This is a genomic window from Frondihabitans sp. Leaf304 (assembly GCF_001423105.1).
Taxonomy (GTDB): domain Bacteria; phylum Actinomycetota; class Actinomycetes; order Actinomycetales; family Microbacteriaceae; genus Frondihabitans.
On the sequence record NZ_LMNV01000002.1, the window covers coordinates 2,159,322 to 2,178,448 of the forward strand.

Here is a 19,127-nt window from a genome sequence, read left to right on the forward strand (position 1 = left end):
ACTCACGAAGTCGACCGCTCAGGATCCTGCCCGCCGCCGCGCCGCGCCGCGACCGGGTAGGGGCAACAGTGCCTCTCGATATGCCCCGCCGCCCTCCACTACGTTTGCGCCACCCCACCTCCCGCTGGGGCTTCACTTCGGAGGACGACATCGACGAGCACCCGACCACGGTCTGGCCCCCCTCAGCGACCGTGCTGAGCAATCGGACCCTGTGCCCCGCCTGCTTCACGACGCTCGACGGGACGACCTGCCCGCACTGCGGCCTCCGCCTCGTGGGTCCGGTCGCGGCGCGGCTCGCCGATAACTCGGATCGCCTGCTGGCGGTCGACCTCGAACGGCGCGCGCTCATCGACCAGCTGCGACTCGACATGGCTCGTCAGGACGCCGAGGCCGCCGACGAGATCGCCCGGCTGTCGTCGCTGCTGCGCGCCGCCGAGACCGGCGACGCGGAGGCCGCCCCGCCGCCCGCATCGCCGCTGCCGTCGCTTCGCCCGCCGACGCCGCCCCGCAGCACCCGACTCGAGAAGACCCCCTCCGGTCGAAGCGGCGTCCAGGTCCTCCTCCTCACCGTCGGCATCGTGCTCGTCTCGGTGACGGCCGTCTTCTTCTCGCTCGTGGCGTTCCTCGTCACGTCGGCGGGGGTCCGCTCGGGCCTGCTGCTGCTCGTGGTCGCCGCCGTGCTCGGCATCGCCACCCGCCTGCACCGTCGCCTCCCGGGAACCGCGGAGGACCTCGGCGTGCTCGCCGCCGTGCTCCTCGGCCTCGACGGCCTTCTCATCCGCAGCCAGGGGCTCTTCGGATCGGGCCGCCTCGACCCGCTCCTCTTCGTCGGGATCTTCGGCGCAGGATCCGCGGTCGCGCTCCTCGTCACCTCCCGCCTGACCGGCCTCCACTCGCTCGTCCGCGCCGCGCTCGTCGCCCTGCCGCTGGCCGCTCTCGGTCTCGCGTCCGGCCTCGCCGCCGATTCGGCCACCCGGTTCTGGGCTGGTGGGGCCGCTGCGGCAGCCGTCTGGATCGTCCCGACCCTGTTCGACAGGAGCGGAGGATCCCCCGCCGCCCGGCTCGCACGCGACCGCACCGACCGCGCGTGGATCCGGGTCACCTCGACCGGCCCGCTGGTCGTGTCGACCTTGGCCGCGTTCGCGCTCCCGCGCGACGCCGCACTCGGCTGGGTCGTTCCGGTGCTCGTGTCGGTCGCCCTGTTCATGGTCCTCGCGATCCGCGGGGTGACCGGCTCTCGATCGGGGCCGGGCCGATTCGCGTCCGCCGCAGCCGGGGTGACTCTGGCCCTGCTCCCGTTCGACGCGGCTGTGCGAGCCGGTCTCGACACCGCGGCCGCCTGGATCCTGCCCCTGTCGATCGCCCTCGTCGTGCTGGCCTTCGCTCTCGCCTCCCGTGCTGCGTCCGAGCGCCGACCGGTCGTGCGGGCCGCACTCGCACGGGCGTCGTGGTCCGGTCTCGTCGTACTCGCCGTCGTCGCAACGGTCTTGAGCGTCGTGGTGGCCGGGGGCGTCAGCGGACGACTCGTCAGCTGGTCCGACGCGGCGCCCTTCCTCGCCGACCTGACCGCAGCGTCTCGCGCGGCACCATCCGACGAGATCCTTCCACTCACCGTGTCGGCGCTCGGCCTCGCTCTCGCCGCCCTCGGTGCCGCGACCGCTGTGGCCCTCCTCTGTCCGAGGGCGACAGTGCGGCGCGCAGTGACGACCACGGCGGAGGCCGTCCTGGCACTCGCTCTCGTCGGCGCCGCCCTGTCGACGTCCCTGCCGCCCGGCGACCTCACGCTGACCGCTCTCGTCGGGGGCCTCGCCCTGGCGGCCTTCCGAGACGGGCGCGTGTCGCGGGGCGTCTCCGGCACGACCGTGGCGGTCGCCGCAGGGTTGCTCTTCGTACAGTCCCCTCTGACTCAGTCGCTGTGGATCCCCGCCCTGCTCCTGCTCGTGTCTCTCCTCGTCGGGCTCCGGGTGCTGTCGACTCGATCACTTTCCAAGGCGACCGCGCGGATCATCGCGCCGCTGGTGACACTGGCCGTCTCGCTCGTTGTCGTCACCTCGGCCCTCAGGATCCCGGCCTGGCTCGCTCCGACCGGCGCCGATCCCGGCGGCCGTGCCGCCACCGCCTGCGTCATCCTGACGGCGATCGTGAGCCTGCTGGTGGTCGCCACCGCGCCGATCATCCCGCTGCTCCGCCGCGTTCCGCTCCTCGACCTCCGGGTCGTCTCCGCCACCGCCGTCGCCGCGCTCGCGGTCGCCGGCGTCGTCTTCGGGGTCGCTCCCGCAGGCACGGGCCGCGCGGCCGCGGCTCTCCTCGCCCTGGTCGCCATCACGGCCTTCGTCTGGCTGGTCGTCCCGGCACCGGAGCGCGATGCCGAGCGACTCGCCGCTGCCTTCATCACGCCCGCGGCCGTGATCGCCAGCGCCGACCGCCTGCTGAACGCGGGCTCGCTGGTATTCGAGACACGCTGGCTGCTCCTCGCCGTAACGGTGCTCGGCCTCGCGATCGCCTCCCGCGTACTCCTGCGGGGGCCGTCGGGCAGTGCGACTTCGCGTCGTTTCGCCTGGGATGCCCCGCTCGTCGCCGCTGGGCTGGTGACGTCCGCCGCTGCGCTTCTCTCGGCGCCCGCGTGGCCGACGTTGGCAGTCCTCGCGATCGCCGCCCTGGCCATCGCGTCGACACCGGGCTCGTCGCCGCTTGCCGCGCTGACCGGCGCCCATCTCCGACACCATGTGGCCTGGGCGGCACCCGTGCTCGCGATCACGGCACTGTGGGCGGTACTGGCCGATGCCGGTGTCACCGTCGTCGAGGCCTACTCGCTTCCCCTGGCCGCGCTCCTGGCTCTTCTGGCCCTCGGGCTCCCCGCGCTCCCCCTCCGGTTCGCGCACGGCTCGGCCCCTCACCCCGCGCACCCGCACCCGGTCTTCCCCCTGCTCTTCGGCGTCGGAGTCGCCACCGCTCTCCTGCCGTCGATCATCGCCTCACCGGAGGGGCCTCTGGTCCGACCGATCCTGGTCATCGCCGCGGCCACCCTCGCCGGCATCGCCGCCACGACTCTCGGCCGCACCCGCGTCGACGTCCGCACCACGCTGGCCGCCGGCTCCGTGGTGGGCATCGTCGCGACCGGTCTGACGATGGCGCTGGGCTCCCCCGCCACGAGCGGCGCAGCCCACCCCGACGCCTGGTCGTCGGCGGCGGCTCTTCTCGCGCTGGGAATCGCGGTGCTGTGGTCGCGCGACCGGGGTGACTCGGTCGACGCCGCGCGGGATCCTCGGCGCCGCCTGACGGCCGTGGCTCCCGCACTCGCCGTGGTGGCCGTGGTCGTGTTCGCCCTTCCCGAGCTCGTTCCGCTTCTCTCGAGTCTTTTCGGCGCGGCCGTCGACTGGCAGCGACCGGTGACCGCCGTCCTCGCTCTCGCCGTCTGCTGTCTGGCCAGCGCACTCGGGGGCCCCGCTCGTTCGAGGAGCCAGCTGGCGATCCGCCTTCGCCAGGCGGCCCTCGTCGCCGCGTCAGTCATCGCCGCAGTAGCCCTGCTCGGCGGGCTCACGGAATCGGTGCCGTTCGAGACGGTGACCGCACCGGTCGCGGTCGCCGCCCTGGTCTCAGGGGCCCTGCGGCTCGGTCGCGATCCGGCCGTGGGCTCGTGGCGCGCCCTGGGATTCGGGCTCCTCGTGCTGCTCCTGCCCGGACTCCTGGCCGATTACGTCGACGTTCAGACGCCGCGCCTGGTGGCCGTGGGAGTGCTCGCTGTCGCGAGCCTCCTGGCCGGTGCGCGGCTCCGGCTCCAGGCGCCGCTCCTGGTCGGCGGCGGCGTCGCCGTGTTGCACGCGATCGCCCAGCTCTGGCCGGGACTCGTGCTCGTGACGACGTCGGTGCCGTGGTGGCTGTGGGCGGGCGTCGGCGGAGTTCTGCTCATCGTGGTCGCCGCGACGTACGAGCGGCGCGTCCGCGATGCGCGAATGGTGGGTCGCACCGTCTCGTCCCTGCGCTGATCGGGAACAAATCAGCCCCCTTCGTGATTGAATATGCATACGCATAGAAATGGGGACACCATGGCCACCGCCAGCAACCCGGAGCGCGAGCTTCCCACCCTCGATCCGAGCGCGATCCAGCTCGGCCTCGACACCTTTGGCGACGTGACCGAGACCGCCTCGGGCACCCCGCTCGACGGCACTCTGCTCAGCCACGCCCAGACCATCCGCAACCTCGTCGAGCAGGCCGTCCTCGCCGACGAGGTCGGTCTCGACTTCATCGGCGTCGGCGAGCACCACCGCGTCGACTTCGCCGTCTCGGCCCCCGAGGTCGTCCTCGCTGCCATCGCTGCGAAGACCTCGAGGATCCGACTCGGCTCGGCAGTCACGGTGCTCTCGTCCGACGATCCGGTCCGCGTCTACGAGCGCTTCGCCACCGTCGACGCTCTGTCGAACGGGCGCGCGGAGGTCATCCTCGGCCGCGGCTCGTTCACCGAGTCGTTCCCGCTGTTCGGCCTCGACCTGCAGGACTACGAGGTGCTCTTCGAGGAGAAGATCAACCTCTTCGCCGAGCTCCTGAAAGACGCCCCCGTCACCTGGGAGGGCACCAAGCGCGGCGCCCTCACCGACCAGTGGGTCTACCCGCGCCCCGAGAGTGGCACCATCAAGACCTGGGTCGGCGTCGGCGGCAGCCCGCAGTCGGTCATCCGCGCGGCGCACTACGGCCTCCCGCTGTTCCTCGCGATCATCGGTGGCAGCCCGTCCCAGTTCGCGCCCTACTCCGACCTCTACCGCCGCGCCCTCGATCAGTTCGGGCACGCTCCCCAGCCGATCGCCATGCACTCCCCGGGCTTCATCGCGGCCACCGACGCCGAGGCCCTCGAGATCCTCTACCCGTACCAGGAGGCCCAGACGAACCAGCTCGGACGCGAGCGCGGCTGGCCGCCCTATTCGCGCGAGCAGTACCTCTCGACGGCCGGCCCCGAGGGTGCCCTCTACGTGGGATCGCCCGAGACCGTTGCCCGCAAGATCGCGCACAACATGCGTCTGCTCGGCGCGACGCGCTTCGACATGCGTTACAGCATGGGCAGCCTGCCGCACGAGCGGATGATGAAGAGCATTGAGCTCTACGGCCGCGAGGTGGCGCCGATGGTACGCGAGCTTCTGGCCGAGACCCCCGCGCCCGTCGCCGTCTGAGCCTCGTCTCGACCCGCGCCAACAGGCGTTCAGAACTCTGGCAAAAACCGCACTTTTACGCCGATAGCTCCGCTATCGGGCCGGTCCTGCCAGAGTTCTGAACCGTCGCGACCGGTTCAGCGCTTACGCGCGGCGACACCGACAGCACCGACCGCGACAGCGAGCACGATCGCGGCTGCGACGAGCGCGAACCCGCCCGCCTGCTGGTCGGCCAGCGGCGGCAGCCCCCAGGTGCGGCCCATGGCGCCGTACCAGTTCGAAAGCCGGAGCCCCGGGGTGAGGGCGAGAGCGGCACCGACTGCACTGACGGCGAGCAGTGCCACTGCGCCGAGCAGGATCCTGAGCCTCACCCCGGCCCGCACCGGCACGGGGTCGAGACCGACCATCGATTGCGCGAAAAGCCAGCCCACCAGCACGAGGCCGGCGATCAGGCAGAAGCGGCCGAGGTCGGTGGTCGCCGTCCACCGCAGCAGCGGCGACCAGACGACGGCCCAGACCGACACTGCCAGCAGCGGCCCGCCGACCAGGGGGTGCGTGAGCCAGGCCGCGCCGCGCGACTGGACGATGCCGAGCATCCACTCTCGCGGGCCCGAGCTGCCGTCGGTGCGCTTCTCGATGGCGAGCAACGCCAGGGTCCACGGTGCGCCGCGCACGAGCAGCACGGGCACGACCAACGCCGCCACCGCTATCTGCACGACGTGCGCGCTCATCAGATACGGCGAGTAGACGTTCAGAGCGCCGTTCGTCGCGAAGACAAGAACGACGAGCCCGAGGATCCAGGCACCCGTCCGCCCCACCGACCACGAGTCGCCGCGCCGCCGCAGCCGAGCCACCCCCACGAGGTAGAACGCCGCGAGAAAGACGGCGCCGAGCAGCCAGACCAGGTCGATGTTCCACGCGGTCAACCAGCGGCTCGGCGTGAACTCGGCCGGCAGCTTCACGTCGGTCAACACTTCGGCGGGCGTCAGGTCGGCCGTGTCGTTCGCGACGGACTGCGACACCGGTGTCTGCGTGCGAGCCAGCGCCGCGGCCACGCCGGAGGCGAGCCCGAGAAAGGCGATCTCGGCGGTGACGAACCACCAGAAGGCGCGCTGCGTCTGCCGGCCGACGCTGGTTTTGGCATTGGCACCGGCGACACGCTCGATGACGACGCGACGATGGACCACGCCGAAAAGGCCGAGCAAGATGAGCAGCACCGCCTTGACCACGACGAGCAGCCCGTACGCCGACCCGAGCGCCGGCCAGGTGCCGATCCTGATCTGGGCACTGACGAGTCCTGAGACGGCGACGATCACGAAGCAGACCAGGGCGATCGACGAGTAGCGGCTCAGCACCACCGCGAGCCGAGCCCGCTCGATGACCGGGCGCAGCAGCACCACAGCCAGCAGCCCGCCGAGCCACACCGCAGCGCCGATCACGTGCAGCCCGAGCGCCGAGACGGCCGCCGCGTGGGAGGCGGTGCCGGCGGCGTGCCCCTGCTGGGCAATCGGCACGAGCGCGCCCGCGGCGAGGAGTGCGACGACGAAGACCCCACCGACCGACCGCACGGCGAAGCAGAGCACGGTGACGGTTGCCGCCATCAGGGTCGAGATCAACCAGGCGAGCCCGAGGTCGGTGCCGGTCAAGAAGAACGCCAGCGACTGCCCGAACTTCTCGTCGAGGGCCGGCGCGACTCCGGCGACGCTGAGGAACGTGAAGAACCCGGCGACACTCGAGGCGAGGGTCCAGAACAGGGCTCCGGCCGAGGCGATGTCGAGAGCACGCCCCCACTCGGGCCGGGCCGGAGTGAGCGCGAAGCAGGCCAGAGCCAGGGTGCCGATCGTGAGCGACGCGCCCAGCTCGGCGAGGAACGTGGCGACCGGCAGACCGAACCGGACGACCGCTCCAGGATCCGACAGGGGCAGTGGCGCTGCGGCACCGCCGAACACGAGGGCTGCGAGCAGAGCGACCAGCCCCGCTGCGACCAGCAGCACCGGGGCGGCGAGGCGGGAGAGGCGGGGCACCCGGAAAGCCTAGGCGAGCTTGCTGATCGCCGAAAACCAGAAGGAGCGGATCACGACCTGAGTCGTGATCCGCTCCTTCTGTGGAACAGGTGTGGCCTGAGTTACTTGACCGAAGCCTTGAGCTTCGAGCCGGCGCTGACCTTGACGCTGTCGCTGGCGGCGATCTCGAGAGCCTCGCCGGTCTGCGGGTTGCGGCCGGTGCGTGCGGCGCGGTGGGTCTTCTCGAAGGCGATCCATCCCGGGATGGTGACCTTGGTGCCGTCAGCGACGTTCTTCGAGACGACGGAGAAGAGAGCGTCGACGACGCCGCTCACTGCAGCCTGGCTCTGGCCCGACTCGGCGGCGACAGCTGCGACGAGCTCGGTGCGGTTCAGTGACTTGTCAGCCATGTGTTGTCCTCCTCGGACACGTTGTGTGTGGCACGCGTACTTCTTTGGGGCAGTCGCCGCGGTGGCGGCGACCGACGGATCTGAGTGGACCCCAGGGGTAAAACCCCTGGGGAACCGCCTCAGAACCTACCAGGAAGACTTCGTGATGCCCGGCAATTCGCCACGGTGAGCCATGTCGCGGAAGCGGACACGGCTGACACCGAACTCGTTGAGGTAACCGCGGGGGCGGCCGTCGATGGCGTCGCGGCCACGGACGCGGACCGGCGACGCGTTGCGCGGGAGCTTCTGCAGGCCCACGCGAGCGGCCTCGCGGCTCTCGTCGGTGCCGTTCGGGTCGATCAGAGCCTTCTTCAGCTCCAGTCGCTTCGTCGCGTAGCGAGCAACGATCACTTTGCGCTGGTTGTTCTTCGCAACCATGCTCTTCTTGGCCATGTTTAGCGCTCCTCGCGGAATTCGACGTGCTTGCGGATGACCGGGTCGTACTTTTTCAGCACGAGACGGTCGGGGTTGTTACGACGGTTCTTCTTGGTCACGTACGTGAAACCGGTGCCCGCCGTCGAGCGGAGCTTGATGATCGGACGGACGTCCTGGCTCTTTGCCATTAGATTTTCTCCCCACGTGCGAGGAGGTCTTTGACGACCTTCTCGATGCCGCGAGCATCGATGACCTTGATGCCCTTGGCGCTCAGCGTCAGCGTGACGTTACGGCGCAGCGAAGGCACGTAGTACGTCTTCTTCTGCACGTTCGGGTCGAAACGACGCTTCGTGCGTCGGTGCGAGTGCGAGATGTTGTGCCCGAAGCCGGGAACGGCTCCAGTCACCTGGCAGGTTGCTGCCATGGTTTTCCTCCGTAAATACCGTAGAAGACCCGCGTTTGCACACGGGTTCTACCCAAGGTCACTTGTCGGCACGCTTCGTCTCCGCCACCAGAGCGGCCCGCCACCGAGGTGACAGCGAAGGAGATTCGGCATACATGGGCGCAGATAGCACCCAACCAAAGAGCAAGCTTAGACGACACGCCCGGCCTGGGCAACCTGCGCCGAGCACACCGCACACAGCCCGAAGACGTCGACGACGTGGTTCGCCTCGGTGAACCCGTTCTCGGCCGCAACCTGACGCGCCCACTGCTCGACCGGGTCGGCCGAGATCTCGACCGTGGTTCCGCAATTGCGGCAGATGAGGTGATGGTGGTGCGTGCCGGGGGTGCACGCGCGGAACAGGCTCTCGCCGTCCTGCTGCAGGCTGTCGGCCTCGCCCTCCGACTCGAGCGACGACAGCGCCCGGTAGACGGTCGCGAGGCCGATCGGCGAACCGCTCTCCCGCAGGGTCGAGTGCAGCGCCTGAGCACTGACGAATCCGGCCGATGTCGACAGGGCCTCGCGCACGGCCTCGCGCTGCCAGGTGTTGCGCTTCATGAGGGCACCCTTTCGTTCACTGCGGCGGTGGGTCGAGGTGCGAGCCGAGCCGTCGGATCCTTCGTTCTGCGCCCGCCGCGACGCTCGCGTCGGCCGCCGACGAGGCGGCACACCAGCCAGATCGTGAACGAGATCGTCGTCACGTAGGGCGAGATCGGCAGGCCGCCCCCGAGGGCGAGCAGGATGCCGCCGACGACCGAGACGACGGCGAACACCGTGCTCAGCACCGGCACCCAGAACGGAGAGACGGTGATCCGCAGGGCTGCGGCGGCCGGCGTCACGAGAAGAGACAGCACGAGCAGAGCGCCGACGATCTGCACCGAGACGGCCACCGACAACCCGAGCGCGAGCATGAAGACGATCGACAGCGTGCGGACCGGGACACCGGCTGCGGCCGCGACGTCCGGATCGACGCTCGCGAAGGTGAGGGGCCGCCAGACGACGATCAGCGTGACGATCACGATCGCCGAGATCGCCAGCAACCAGCCGAGCTGCGGATTGTCGACCGAGACGATCTGGCCGGTCAGCAGACCGAACTTGTTGGCCGACCGCCCCTGATAGAGGGCGAGCGCGAGAATGCCGAGCCCCAACCCGAACGGCATGAGCACGGCGATGATCGAGTTCCGCTCCCGTGCCCGACTGCCCAGCAGGCCGATCAGGAGGGCGGCGAGCACGCTTCCGATGAGCGAACCGGTCACGACGTTGATGCCCAGCAGGAGCGCGATCGAGGCGCCGGCGAACGAGAGCTCGCTGATGCCGTGCACGGCGAAGGGCAGGTTGCGGGTGATGACGAACGGCCCGATGAGCCCGCCGACGATGCCGAGTACGGCTCCGGCGATGATCGAGTTGCGCACGAGCACGACGAGCTCGCCGAAGTTCTCGAACGAGAGGATGTGAGTGAGGATGTCGGCGTTCACCGCACGGGCCCTTCTGGGTCGAGGTCGTCACCGTGGTCAGCGTGGTGGCCGTGGCCATCGTGGTCGTGGGCGGCGTCGTTGCTGCCGACGATCACGATGCGCCCCATCGTGCGCACGACATCGACCGGGGTGCCGTAGAGCGCGCTCAGCACGTCGGCCTGGAGCACCTCGTCGGGAGTGCCGATCGTGAAGTGCCCGCCGGCGATGTAGACCACCCGATCGACGGCGTCGAGAATCGGGTTCACGTCGTGCGTCACGAAGACCACCGCGGCACCGGTCTTGCGACGCTGCTCGTCGATCAGGTCGGTGACACCACGCTGATGGCGCAGGTCGAGCGAGATGAGCGGCTCGTCGCAGAGCAGAAGCGCAGGATCCGAAGCCAGCGCCTGCCCCACCCGCGCCCGCTGCTGCTCCCCGCCCGAAAGCGAGGCCACCGGGGCCAGTGCGAAGTCGGTTGCGCCGACCTCGGCGACGAGGGCGTCGACGCGCTCCCGTTCGGCACGGGACTCGCGCCGCAGACCCCAGCGGTGGCCCGTGATGCCGAGCGCGATCATGTCGCGTGCGCGGAGCGGAGTGCCCGACTCCATCAACCGCTGCTGCGGGATGTAGCCGATCCTCCGGTGCCCGCGGCGGACCGGCCGACCGAGGAATTCGGCCGTTCCCGCCGTGAGCTCCTGCTGCCCGAGGATCGCCTTGAGCAGCGTCGTCTTGCCGGCACCGTTCGGGCCCAGCACGGCGACGAACTCGCCGGGCTCGACGTCGAGGTCGAGCCCGGCCCAGAGTTCGCGGTCGCCGAAGCGCAGGCTGGCGCCCCGGAGACTGAGGACCGGCGTCACTGCTGGGTCACTGTCACTGGGCGAGCGCCGCCTTGACCGCGTCGATGTTGCTCTGCTGCCAGGTCTGATAGTCGTCGCCCTTCGGCAGGGTCTCGGTCACCGGGACGACGGGGACGCCCGCGGTCTCGGCCGCCTTCTGCACCTGCTCGGTCTCGGGGCTTCCGGCCTGCTCGTTGTAGGCGAGCAGGGCGACCTTCTTGCCGGTCATGAGCTTCAGCGTCTCGTTCAGGGCCGACGGCGGCACGTCTTCGCCCTCCTCGACCGCCTCGGAGAACGCACCCGGCGTGGCGTTCTTCAGGCCGATCGCGTCGAACAGGTAGCCGGGCACGGGCTCGGTGTAGGCGACGGCATCGCCGTCGTAGGTCTTCTTCAGCGCAGCCGTCTGCGCCTCGAGCTTCTCCATCGCCGTATTGAACGTCACCGCGTTGTTGAAGAACGTCTTCGACTCGTCGGGGTTCGCCGTCGACAGGTCGGTGGCGATCCTGTTGGCGAGCTTCGACATGGTCGGATAATCGTAGAACACGTGCTCGTTGAGCTCGCCGTCGCTCGAGGTGAAGCCGGAGACCTTCACCGCGTTGAGAAGCGTTGCCTTGCTGTTCGTTGACGAGCGCATGGTGTCGACGTAGTCGTCGTAGCCGCCGCCGTTTTCGATGATGAGGTCGGCCTTGGAGATCGCGAGCTGCGTCTGGGCGTCGGCCTCGAAGCCGTGCGGGTCTTGGTTCGGGTTCGACAGGATGCTGGTGACGGTGACCGAGGATCCTCCGATCTGCTTTGCGATATTGCCGTAGACGTTCGTGGACGCTACGACCTTGATCGTGCTGTCGTCCGGTGCGGCACCACCCGAGGCGGAGCAGCCGGCGAGCGCGAGGGCGCCTGTGGCGGCGAGGGCGAGCGAGGGCAGGAGGCGGCTTGTTTTCACGTTCCCGACGGTATCGCTAAACGATAATCATTGTCAAGAAAGGGTGGATCCGCCGGGAGGGAGCAAGCGGCGTCTCCGCGTACCCTGGAGCCGTGTCCACCGCGCCGCTCGACGTCGACCCGCTGCTTCCGCGGCCGCCGGGGCTCGTGCGGCGGTTCTGGATGCGGCACGCCCGCCTCGCCGACTGGCTCCTCGCCGTCTTCGCGCTTATCGTGGGCTACCTCGAGGCCGTCGACACCGGCGCCGGCCTGGTCGGCGCCGACTGGCTCGTCAGCGGCTTCTTCGCGCTCCCCGTCGTCGGGGCCGCCGCTCTGCTCTGGCGGCGGTCACGACCACTCACCTGCTTCGGGGTCGCACTCGCCTGCAGCCTCGGCCTCACGCTGGCCAACACGACGGTGCCCGCCACCGTGCTCGTGCTCGCCCTCTACGCCGTCGCCGTCTACGACCGTGTCGCATTCGCCTGGATCGGCGCCGCTCTCGCGGTCGCGCTCAACGCCGGGGTCGAGATCCTGGTGCAGGGCTCCCCGCATTCCCTCGCCCTCCTCACCGTGACCTTCGCCATCACGCTGCTCATCGGGGTGACCGTCGGAGGTCGTCGTCGGTACCTCGAGGCGCTACTCGACCGCGCCGCGCAGCTGACGCGCGAGCGCGACCAGCAGGGGCAGCTCGCCGCGATCGAAGAGCGAGCACGGATCGCCCGCGAGATGCACGACGTCGTGGCGCACGGCCTCTCGGTCATGATTCGGCTGTCGGATGGAGCCGCAGCCGTGGCCACGTCGGATCCTGAGCGTTCCCGCGAAGCGGTCCGGCAGATCGGCGAGGTGGGGCGCTCCTCCCTCCGCGACATGAGGCGTCTGCTCGGGGTGCTCCGCGACGAGGGGCAGGTCGAGTTCGCCCCGCAGCCGACGCTCGCCGAGCTCGACGACCTCGTCGAGACCTACCGCAGCGCCGGGCTTCCCGTCGCGGTGCAGCAGAAGGGCACGCCTCCGACCGACACGGCGATTCAGGTGGCCCTGTTCCGCGGCGTTCAAGAGGCTCTCACGAACGCCCTGCGCTACTCGCGCGAGCCGGGACGGGTGCTCGTCTCGCTCGACTACGACAACACGTGTGCCACCCTCGACGTCACCGACGACGGCATCTTCGTCGGCCGCCCGGAGTCGGTGGGGAGCGGTCGCGGCCTCCTGGGATTGCGCGAGCGGGCGGTGGCCTTCGGCGGGACCGTCGAGGCGGGGCCAGCCATCAACCCCGAGACCGGGCAGGATGGGGGCGGTTGGCGCGTTCGCATGATGCTGCCGACCGCCATCGAAGGGACGAAATGACCGACATCTCTCTGCTTCTCGTCGACGACCAGGATCTCCTGCGCGCCGGTATGGCGATGGTGCTCGGGGCCGTCGAGGGCATTCGAGTGGTGGGCGAGGCCACGAACGGCGGCGACGCCATCTCGAGAGCGGCGGAGCTCGCCCCCGATGTCGTACTCATGGACGTCCGCATGCCCGGCATCGACGGAATCGAGGCGACCCGGCAGATCGTGGCCGCGAATGCGGCGACGCGCGTCATCATCCTCACCACCTTCGATCTCGACGAATACGCGTTCGGCGGCCTGAACGCCGGCGCCAGCGGATTCCTCTTGAAAGACGCCCCGTCTGACGAGCTCATCCAGGCGATCCACACCGTCGCGGCGGGCGAGGCCATCATCTCGCCGAGGGTCACCCAGCGGATGCTCGAGATGTACCGCGGCAAGATGCCCGAGACCTCGGCTGGCGCTCCCTCTCCTCTCTCCGATCGCGAGCAGGAGGTGCTCGTCGCCATCGGCCGCGGGCTGTCGAACACCGAGATCGCAGCGTCGCTCTTTCTGTCGGAGTCGACCGTGAAGACTCACGTGGGCAGGGTTCTCGCCAAGCTCGAACTCCGCGACCGGGTGCAGGCCGTCATCTACGCCTACCAGCAGGGGCTCGTGTAGCTCCCTCGGGCCTAACCACCCGCACTCCGCTCCCGGTGTGTAATATCTGATGTCGTACATGGATTCGGCGACACGCGGTCGCGCTACGGCATTCCACGACGGCACTGAAGGACGGCCCCGGTCATCCGACCGTCCGATGCTCGGCGGCACCCTGAACGGAGAGACTGACGGCCATGGACTTCTTAGGCTGGATCACCGACGCCGCCGCCGCGCTACCTGTCGGTCTCGTGTGGGCTCTGGGCTCGGCCCTGTCGTTCGCCGAGGCGGGCCTCGGGCTCGGGCTTGTCTTTCCCGGCGAGACGGCGATCCTGATCGCGTCGGCCGCCCTCACGACCCCGTGGAGCGCCGTCGTCATGTTCCTTCTCGTGACGGTATTCGCTTGCGCCGGCGACCACGTCGGGTACCTCCTCGGGCGGCGACACGGGGGCAGGATCCGCGAGACCCGGCTCGTGCAGAAGTTCGGGCCGCACCACTGGGATCGCGCCCTCGCCCTCCTCGAGAAGCAGGGGGCGCGCGCCATCCTCTTCACCCGGCCCGTGCCGATCGTCCGGATCCTGACGCCCGCCGCAGCGGGCGTGGCCGGTTCGAGCTATCCGCGGTTTCTCGCCGCGTCGTTCTCCGGGGCGTTCATCTGGTCGGGGCTCTACGTCGGCCTCGGCTACCTGCTGCGCTCATCACTCACCGCCGTAGAGAAGTACCTCCACTCGTTCGGGTACTTGTTCGCCGCGGCGCTGGCGCTGCTCATCGTCGGCGCGCTGGCCCGAAGGATCATCCTGAAGCGTCGCGCGAAGACTGCCCGCGGGGCCCGCGCGACGGTCTCGTCGAGCAGCAGCGCGGGCTAGTCAAGCAGCAGCGCCGGCTCTTCGAGAACGCTCGCCACGTCGGCGACGAAACGTGAGGCCACGTCGCCGTCGACGACTCGGTGGTCGAACGACGCACCGATCGTCGTGACCATGCGCGGACGCACCTCGCCGTCGACCACCCAGGGCTTCTGCTTGATGGTGCCGAGGGCGATGATGCCGACCTCGCCCGGGTTGAGGATCGGCGTGCCCGTGTCCATGCCGAAGACCCCGATGTTGGTGATCGTGATCGTGCCGCCCGCAGTATCGGCCGGTTGGGTCTTGCCGTCGCGGGCCGTCAGGGTGAGCTCTTCGAGGGCCTGCGCCAGCTCGAGGAGCGACATCGCCTGCGCCTCTTTGATGTTGGGCACGATGAGGCCGCGGGGGGTCGCCGCCGCGATGCCGAGGTTGACGAAGTGGCTGACCAGGATCTCGCGGTCGGTCCACTCCGAGTTGACCGTGGGGTTGCGACGCACGGCCCAGATGACGGCCTTCGCCATGATCAGAAGCGGAGAGACCTTGACCCCGGCGAACTGCGCGGAGTTTTTGAGCCGCTTGACGAACTCCATCGTGCGCGTCGCATCGACGTCGACGAAGAGGCTGACGTGCGGAGCGGTGAAGGCACTCGACACCATCGCCGACGCGATCGCCTTGCGGACGCCCTTGACCGGGATCCGCTCGACGCGCTCCTCGCTCCACTCGGGCGTCTCGATGTTGTGGAAGACGCTTGCCTGCTTGGCATGCCGGATGACGTCGTCGCGGGTTGTCTCACCGGCGAGTCCGGTGGCCTCGACAACTGCCAGGTCGACCCCGAGGTCTTTGGCGAGCTTGCGAATCGGGGGCTTGACGATGACCGGCTGCGCCGATGCCGCCGGCACCGACTCGGGGCGGCGCTTCTTGGCCTCCGCCACGCGTTGCACCCGGGCGTCGGCTTCGCCCTTGGTCGGGCGACGACGCCGCGTCGCCGCGCGCCCGCCCGTGATGCCGTAGCCGACGAGCACCGAGCCCGACCCCTCGTCAGCGACCGCCTCGGCCGATGCCGCCGAGGTCGGAGTCGCTGCCACGAAGGCCGCCTCGTCCGCTTCGGCCTCGAGGATCTCGTCGGCCGGCGTGCGGGGGACGTCGCCTCCGGCCACCCGGATGATGGGGGCACCCACTGCGACGGTCTGGCCCTGCTCGACGAGGATTTCGTCGACGACGCCCGCGAACGGCGAGGGCAGCTCGACGAGCGACTTCGCCGTCTCGATTTCGACGATGACCTGGTTGAGGGCGACGGAATCGCCGGGAGCCACCTTCCATTCGACGATCTCGGCCTCGGTGAGGCCCTCGCCGACGTCGGGAAGGTGGAATTCGTTGCTGGCTGTGGTGGTGGTCACGCGGGCTTCTTTTCTCAGTAGGCGAGGGCGCGGTCGACGGCCTCGAGCACGCGATCGGCATCGGGGAGGTAGACCGATTCGAGCTTGGCGGGCGGGAACGGGGTGTCGAAGCCGCTCACCCGGAGGACGGGGGCCTCGAGCGAGTAGAAGGCCTTCTCGGCGACGGTCGAGGCGATCTCGGAGGCGATGCTGGCGTTCTGCGGGGCCTCCTGGGCGATGACGAGACGACCCGTTTTGCGCACGGATTCGAGGATCGGGCCGTAGTCGACCGGGGAGAGCGAACGGAGGTCGACGACCTCGATGCTGATGCCCTCCTCGGCGGCGATCTCGGCGGCCTGCAGGAGGACCGAGACCATGGCGCCGTGACCGAGGACGGTCACCTCGGTGCCCGTGCGGACGACCCGGCTCGCGTGCAGGGGTGCGCCCGGCGCCGTGAAGTCGACGGGACCCTTCGGCCAGTACCGGCTCTTCGGCTCGAAGAACATGATCGGGTCGTTCGACTGGATCGCCTCCTGGATCATCCAGTACGCGTCGTGCGGAGTCGATGGGCTCACCGACCGGAGCCCGGCCGTGTGGGCGAAGTAGGCCTCGGGGCTCTCCTGGTGGTGCTCGACGGCGCCGATGTGCCCGCCGTACGGAACCCGGATCACGACGGGGAAGGGCATGGTGCCCTCGTGCCGCGCGGTGAGCTTGGCGAGCTGCGACGTGATCTGGTCGAAGCCGGGAAAGATGAACCCGTCGAACTGGATCTCGGCGACGGGGCGGAAGCCGCGCATGGCCAGACCGATGCAGGCGCCGATGATGCCGCTCTCGGCGAGAGGCGTGTCGATGACGCGCTTGGCCCCGAACTCCGTCTTGAGGCCCTCGGTCACGCGGAACACGCCGCCGAGCGTGGCGATGTCTTCGCCGAGCAGAACGACACGGGGGTCGTCGCTCATGGCCTTGCGGAGGCCCGCGTTGAGGGCGCGGCCGAGGGGCAGCGTCTCAGTGGTGGGCGCGGCGGTCTCGGCGGTACCGGGAAGCGTGTTGGTCATGCTGATTCTCCGAACGACGACTCGTAATGCGAGAGCCATTCTTTCTGCTCGTCGATGCGCGGGTGGGGCTCGCTGTAGACGTTGTCGAAAATGAGGTCGGTCGAGGGCTTCTCGAGGGCGAGCGTGCGCACCCGGACGTCGTTCGCGAGATCGTTCGCCTCCTCTTCGACGGCGGCGAAGAACGAGTCGGACTCACCTCGACCTCGCAGGTAGGCCTCGTACCGCACGATCGGATCGCGCGCGATCCACGACTGCAGCTCGGCGTCGGTGCGGTACTTCGTCGGGTCGTCTGACGTCGTGTGCGCGCCGATGCGATACGTGAGGGCCTCGATGAAGCGGGGGCCTCCGCCGGAACGCGCCGCGTCGAGGTCGCGGAGCGTGACCGCGTAGCTCGCGAGAACGTCGTTGCCGTCGATCTGCGTCGAGGGAATGCCGAAGCCCTCTCCTCGGAGATGAAGGGACGTGCGCGACTGGGTGGCGACCGGAACGGAGATGGCCCACTGGTTGTTCTGGAGGAAGAAGACCTCGGGCGTCTGGAAGCTCGCTGCGAAGACGAAGGCCTCGCTGACGTCGCCCTGACTGGTGGCACCGTCGCCGAAGTACGTGATGACCGCGGTATCGCGCTCGGGATCGCCGGTGGCGTAGTCGCCGTCGAGGGTGATGCCCAGCGCGTACCCGGTGGCATGCAGCGTCTGCGAGCCGATCACCAACGTGTAGAGGTGGAAGTTCTGCCGCTCGGCCGGGTTCCAGCCGCCGTGGGTATTACCGCGGAGCAGACGGACGACGTCGACCGGGTCGATGCCGCGCACCATGCCGACGGCGTGCTCGCGGTACGAGGGGAAGAGGTGGTCTTGCGGCCGGCTGGCGCGGGCCGACCCGACCTGGGCGGCCTCCTGCCCGTGACTCGGAACCCAGAGGGCGAGCTGGCCCTGACGCTGCAGGTTGCCGGCCTCGTCGTCGAACCGCCTCGTGAGCACCATGTCGCGGTGGAACTGGCGGAGCGTCTCGTCGGAGAGCGCCTCGATGGTGGGGAGGAACTCGGCGGTGCGGTCGTTCTCCTGGAGGACCCCGGCGGGGTCGAGGAGCTGAACCGTCTCGGGCTGTGCCCCGGCAGAAGGCGCCGTCGAGGGCGCCGCGTGACTCGTGGTGTCGAATGACATGCGATCGAGCCTATCTGCGACCCGCTCCGAGAGAGCTAGAGGGCGTGAACAACCTCCTGGGCGGCTGCTAGGAGTTTGTCGACAGAAGCGGCCTCGCCGATCGAGACGCGGATGCCCTCGGGGGCGAATGCCCGGACGACGATGCCGTGCCTGTCGAACACCCCGGCGGCGTGGGCCGTGTGCTCTCCCGTGGGCAGCCAGAGGAAGTTGCCCTGAGCGGGCGGCACGTCCCAGCCCTGGTCGAGGAGCGCCTGGCGGACGTCGTCGCGGAGGCGCACGATGCGGGCCACACGCTCGAGGAGCTCGCCCTCGTGAGCGAGGGAGGCGATCGCCGCCTCCTGCCCGAGTCCCGTGACCGAGAGGGCGATGGCGGTAGAGCGGGCGGCATCGAGGATGTAGGCGGGGCCGATGGCATAGCCGACCCGGAGGCCTGCAAGACCATAGGCCTTGGAGAAGGTACGGAGCACGACGAGGTTCGGGTGACGCTCGGTGAGCGACTCCCCATCGACTGCCGCCTCGTCGGTGACGAACTCGGCGTAGGCCTCGTCGAGCACGACGAGCACCGACTCGGGCACGGAGGCCATGAAGGTCTCGAACTCGGCCGTCGTGACGATCTGCCCCGTCGGGTTGTTGGGCGAGCAGACGATCACGAGTCGGGTGCGATCGGTGAGCGCCGCCGCCATCGCGACGAGGTCGTGGCCGCCGTCGGCGCGGTTGGGCACCTGCACGCTGGTCGCGCCGGTCACGGTGACGAGACCGGGATAGGCCTCGAACGAACGCCACGAGTAGAGCACCTCGTCGCCCGTCTGCGCGACCGCGAGCAGCAGCTGGGACAGGACCGAGATGGATCCTGCGCCGATGTGCACCTCGTCGAGGCCGACGCCGTAGCGGTCGGCGAGGATCTGGCGGAGAGCGGCAGCCGAGGCATCGGGATACCGGTTGACCTGGAGAGCCCCGTGGAGCGCCTCGATGACGGCGGGCAGAGGCTCGAACGGATTTTCGTTGCTCGACAGCTTGAAGGCGTCCGGGTCGGCCTGTTTGCCCTGGCGGTACGGCGGGAGGGCGGCGATCTCGGGGCGAAGACGTACGGGAACGGTCACGAAGCCAGACTACGGGCT

General features: G+C 69.5%; 18 protein-coding genes. 5 read left to right on the top strand and 13 right to left on the bottom strand.

Annotated features, from left to right (window positions below; genetic code table 11):
- The first annotated feature begins 68 nt into the window (after positions 1-68).
- Together ASF54_RS09795 and ASF54_RS09800 are read left to right on the top strand one after the other, a co-directional pair.
- The gene (locus ASF54_RS09795) at positions 69-3,986 is read left to right on the top strand and encodes an SCO7613 C-terminal domain-containing membrane protein (RefSeq protein WP_235480997.1); all 3,918 of its coding nucleotides are present in this window, start codon (positions 69-71) and stop codon (positions 3,984-3,986) included.
- A 60-nt stretch (positions 3,987-4,046) separates the two neighbouring features.
- Positions 4,047-5,162: an LLM class flavin-dependent oxidoreductase gene (locus ASF54_RS09800; protein ID WP_055961449.1), complete on the top strand. Its 1,116-nt coding sequence runs from the start codon at positions 4,047-4,049 to the stop codon at positions 5,160-5,162.
- Between the two features lie 116 nt (positions 5,163-5,278).
- Here the strand turns inward: ASF54_RS09800 and ASF54_RS09805 are convergent, their stop codons facing one another.
- From ASF54_RS09805 to ASF54_RS09845, 9 genes are all read right to left on the bottom strand, one after another.
- Positions 5,279-7,165 carry a cytochrome c oxidase assembly protein gene (locus ASF54_RS09805; protein WP_084816082.1) on the bottom strand — a complete coding sequence of 629 codons (1,887 nt, stop codon included), beginning with the start codon at positions 7,163-7,165 and terminating at the stop codon, positions 5,279-5,281.
- 101 nt (positions 7,166-7,266) lie between these two features.
- Positions 7,267-7,554, bottom strand: coding sequence for an HU family DNA-binding protein (locus tag ASF54_RS09810; RefSeq protein ID WP_055961452.1), 288 nt, complete (start codon positions 7,552-7,554; stop codon positions 7,267-7,269).
- A 126-nt stretch (positions 7,555-7,680) separates the two neighbouring features.
- Positions 7,681-7,986 carry a 30S ribosomal protein S14 gene (rpsN, locus tag ASF54_RS09815; protein ID WP_055961455.1) on the bottom strand — a complete coding sequence of 102 codons (306 nt, stop codon included), beginning with the start codon at positions 7,984-7,986 and terminating at the stop codon, positions 7,681-7,683.
- Between the two features lie 2 nt (positions 7,987-7,988).
- Complete coding sequence (gene rpmG / locus ASF54_RS09820; protein ID WP_055961458.1) at positions 7,989-8,156, bottom strand: 50S ribosomal protein L33; 168 nt, start codon at positions 8,154-8,156, stop codon at positions 7,989-7,991.
- The gene (rpmB, locus tag ASF54_RS09825) at positions 8,156-8,392 is read right to left on the bottom strand and encodes a 50S ribosomal protein L28 (RefSeq protein ID WP_055961461.1); all 237 of its coding nucleotides are present in this window, start codon (positions 8,390-8,392) and stop codon (positions 8,156-8,158) included. Before rpmB ends, rpmG begins: the two co-directional genes overlap by 1 nt.
- A gap of 168 nt (positions 8,393-8,560) precedes the next feature.
- Positions 8,561-8,968 (bottom strand): Fur family transcriptional regulator, encoded by a 408-nt coding sequence (locus ASF54_RS09830; RefSeq protein ID WP_055961464.1) that lies wholly within the window; start codon positions 8,966-8,968, stop codon positions 8,561-8,563.
- Positions 8,965-9,885 (bottom strand): metal ABC transporter permease, encoded by a 921-nt coding sequence (locus ASF54_RS09835; protein ID WP_055961467.1) that lies wholly within the window; start codon positions 9,883-9,885, stop codon positions 8,965-8,967. Before ASF54_RS09835 ends, ASF54_RS09830 begins: the two co-directional genes overlap by 4 nt.
- Complete coding sequence (locus ASF54_RS09840) at positions 9,882-10,721, bottom strand: metal ABC transporter ATP-binding protein (protein ID WP_055961470.1); 840 nt, start codon at positions 10,719-10,721, stop codon at positions 9,882-9,884. The genes ASF54_RS09835 and ASF54_RS09840 overlap by 4 nt, the downstream gene beginning before the upstream one ends.
- Before the next feature lie 13 nt (positions 10,722-10,734).
- A complete protein-coding gene (locus tag ASF54_RS09845) occupies positions 10,735-11,640 on the bottom strand; it encodes a metal ABC transporter solute-binding protein, Zn/Mn family (protein ID WP_055961472.1) in 906 nt (301 codons plus the stop codon).
- Positions 11,641-11,732: 92 nt separating this feature from the next.
- On the opposite strand from ASF54_RS09845, the gene ASF54_RS09850 reads away from it, so the two are divergent.
- The 3 genes from ASF54_RS09850 (at position 11,733) to ASF54_RS09860 (ending at position 14,442) form a co-directional block, all read left to right on the top strand.
- Positions 11,733-12,959: a sensor histidine kinase gene (locus ASF54_RS09850; RefSeq protein WP_055961475.1), complete on the top strand. Its 1,227-nt coding sequence runs from the start codon at positions 11,733-11,735 to the stop codon at positions 12,957-12,959.
- The gene (locus ASF54_RS09855) at positions 12,956-13,600 is read left to right on the top strand and encodes a response regulator (RefSeq protein ID WP_055961478.1); all 645 of its coding nucleotides are present in this window, start codon (positions 12,956-12,958) and stop codon (positions 13,598-13,600) included. The genes ASF54_RS09850 and ASF54_RS09855 overlap by 4 nt, the downstream gene beginning before the upstream one ends.
- A 173-nt stretch (positions 13,601-13,773) precedes the next feature.
- Positions 13,774-14,442 (top strand): DedA family protein, encoded by a 669-nt coding sequence (locus ASF54_RS09860; RefSeq protein ID WP_055961481.1) that lies wholly within the window; start codon positions 13,774-13,776, stop codon positions 14,440-14,442.
- Here the strand turns inward: ASF54_RS09860 and ASF54_RS09865 are convergent.
- The 4 genes from ASF54_RS09865 to ASF54_RS09880 are packed head-to-tail and all read right to left on the bottom strand — an operon-like array spanning position 14,439 to position 19,109.
- Positions 14,439-15,815, bottom strand: a complete 1,377-nt coding sequence (locus ASF54_RS09865; protein ID WP_055961482.1) for a dihydrolipoamide acetyltransferase family protein — start codon at positions 15,813-15,815, stop codon at positions 14,439-14,441. The genes ASF54_RS09860 and ASF54_RS09865 overlap by 4 nt on opposite strands.
- A 14-nt stretch (positions 15,816-15,829) precedes the next feature.
- Complete coding sequence (locus tag ASF54_RS09870) at positions 15,830-16,849, bottom strand: alpha-ketoacid dehydrogenase subunit beta (RefSeq protein ID WP_055961484.1); 1,020 nt, start codon at positions 16,847-16,849, stop codon at positions 15,830-15,832.
- Positions 16,846-18,009, bottom strand: a complete 1,164-nt coding sequence (locus ASF54_RS09875) for a thiamine pyrophosphate-dependent dehydrogenase E1 component subunit alpha (protein ID WP_055961487.1) — start codon at positions 18,007-18,009, stop codon at positions 16,846-16,848. The genes ASF54_RS09870 and ASF54_RS09875 overlap by 4 nt, the downstream gene beginning before the upstream one ends.
- A gap of 35 nt (positions 18,010-18,044) precedes the next feature.
- A complete protein-coding gene (locus tag ASF54_RS09880) occupies positions 18,045-19,109 on the bottom strand; it encodes a histidinol-phosphate transaminase (RefSeq protein ID WP_055961489.1) in 1,065 nt (354 codons plus the stop codon).
- Positions 19,110-19,127: the final 18 nt, after the last annotated feature.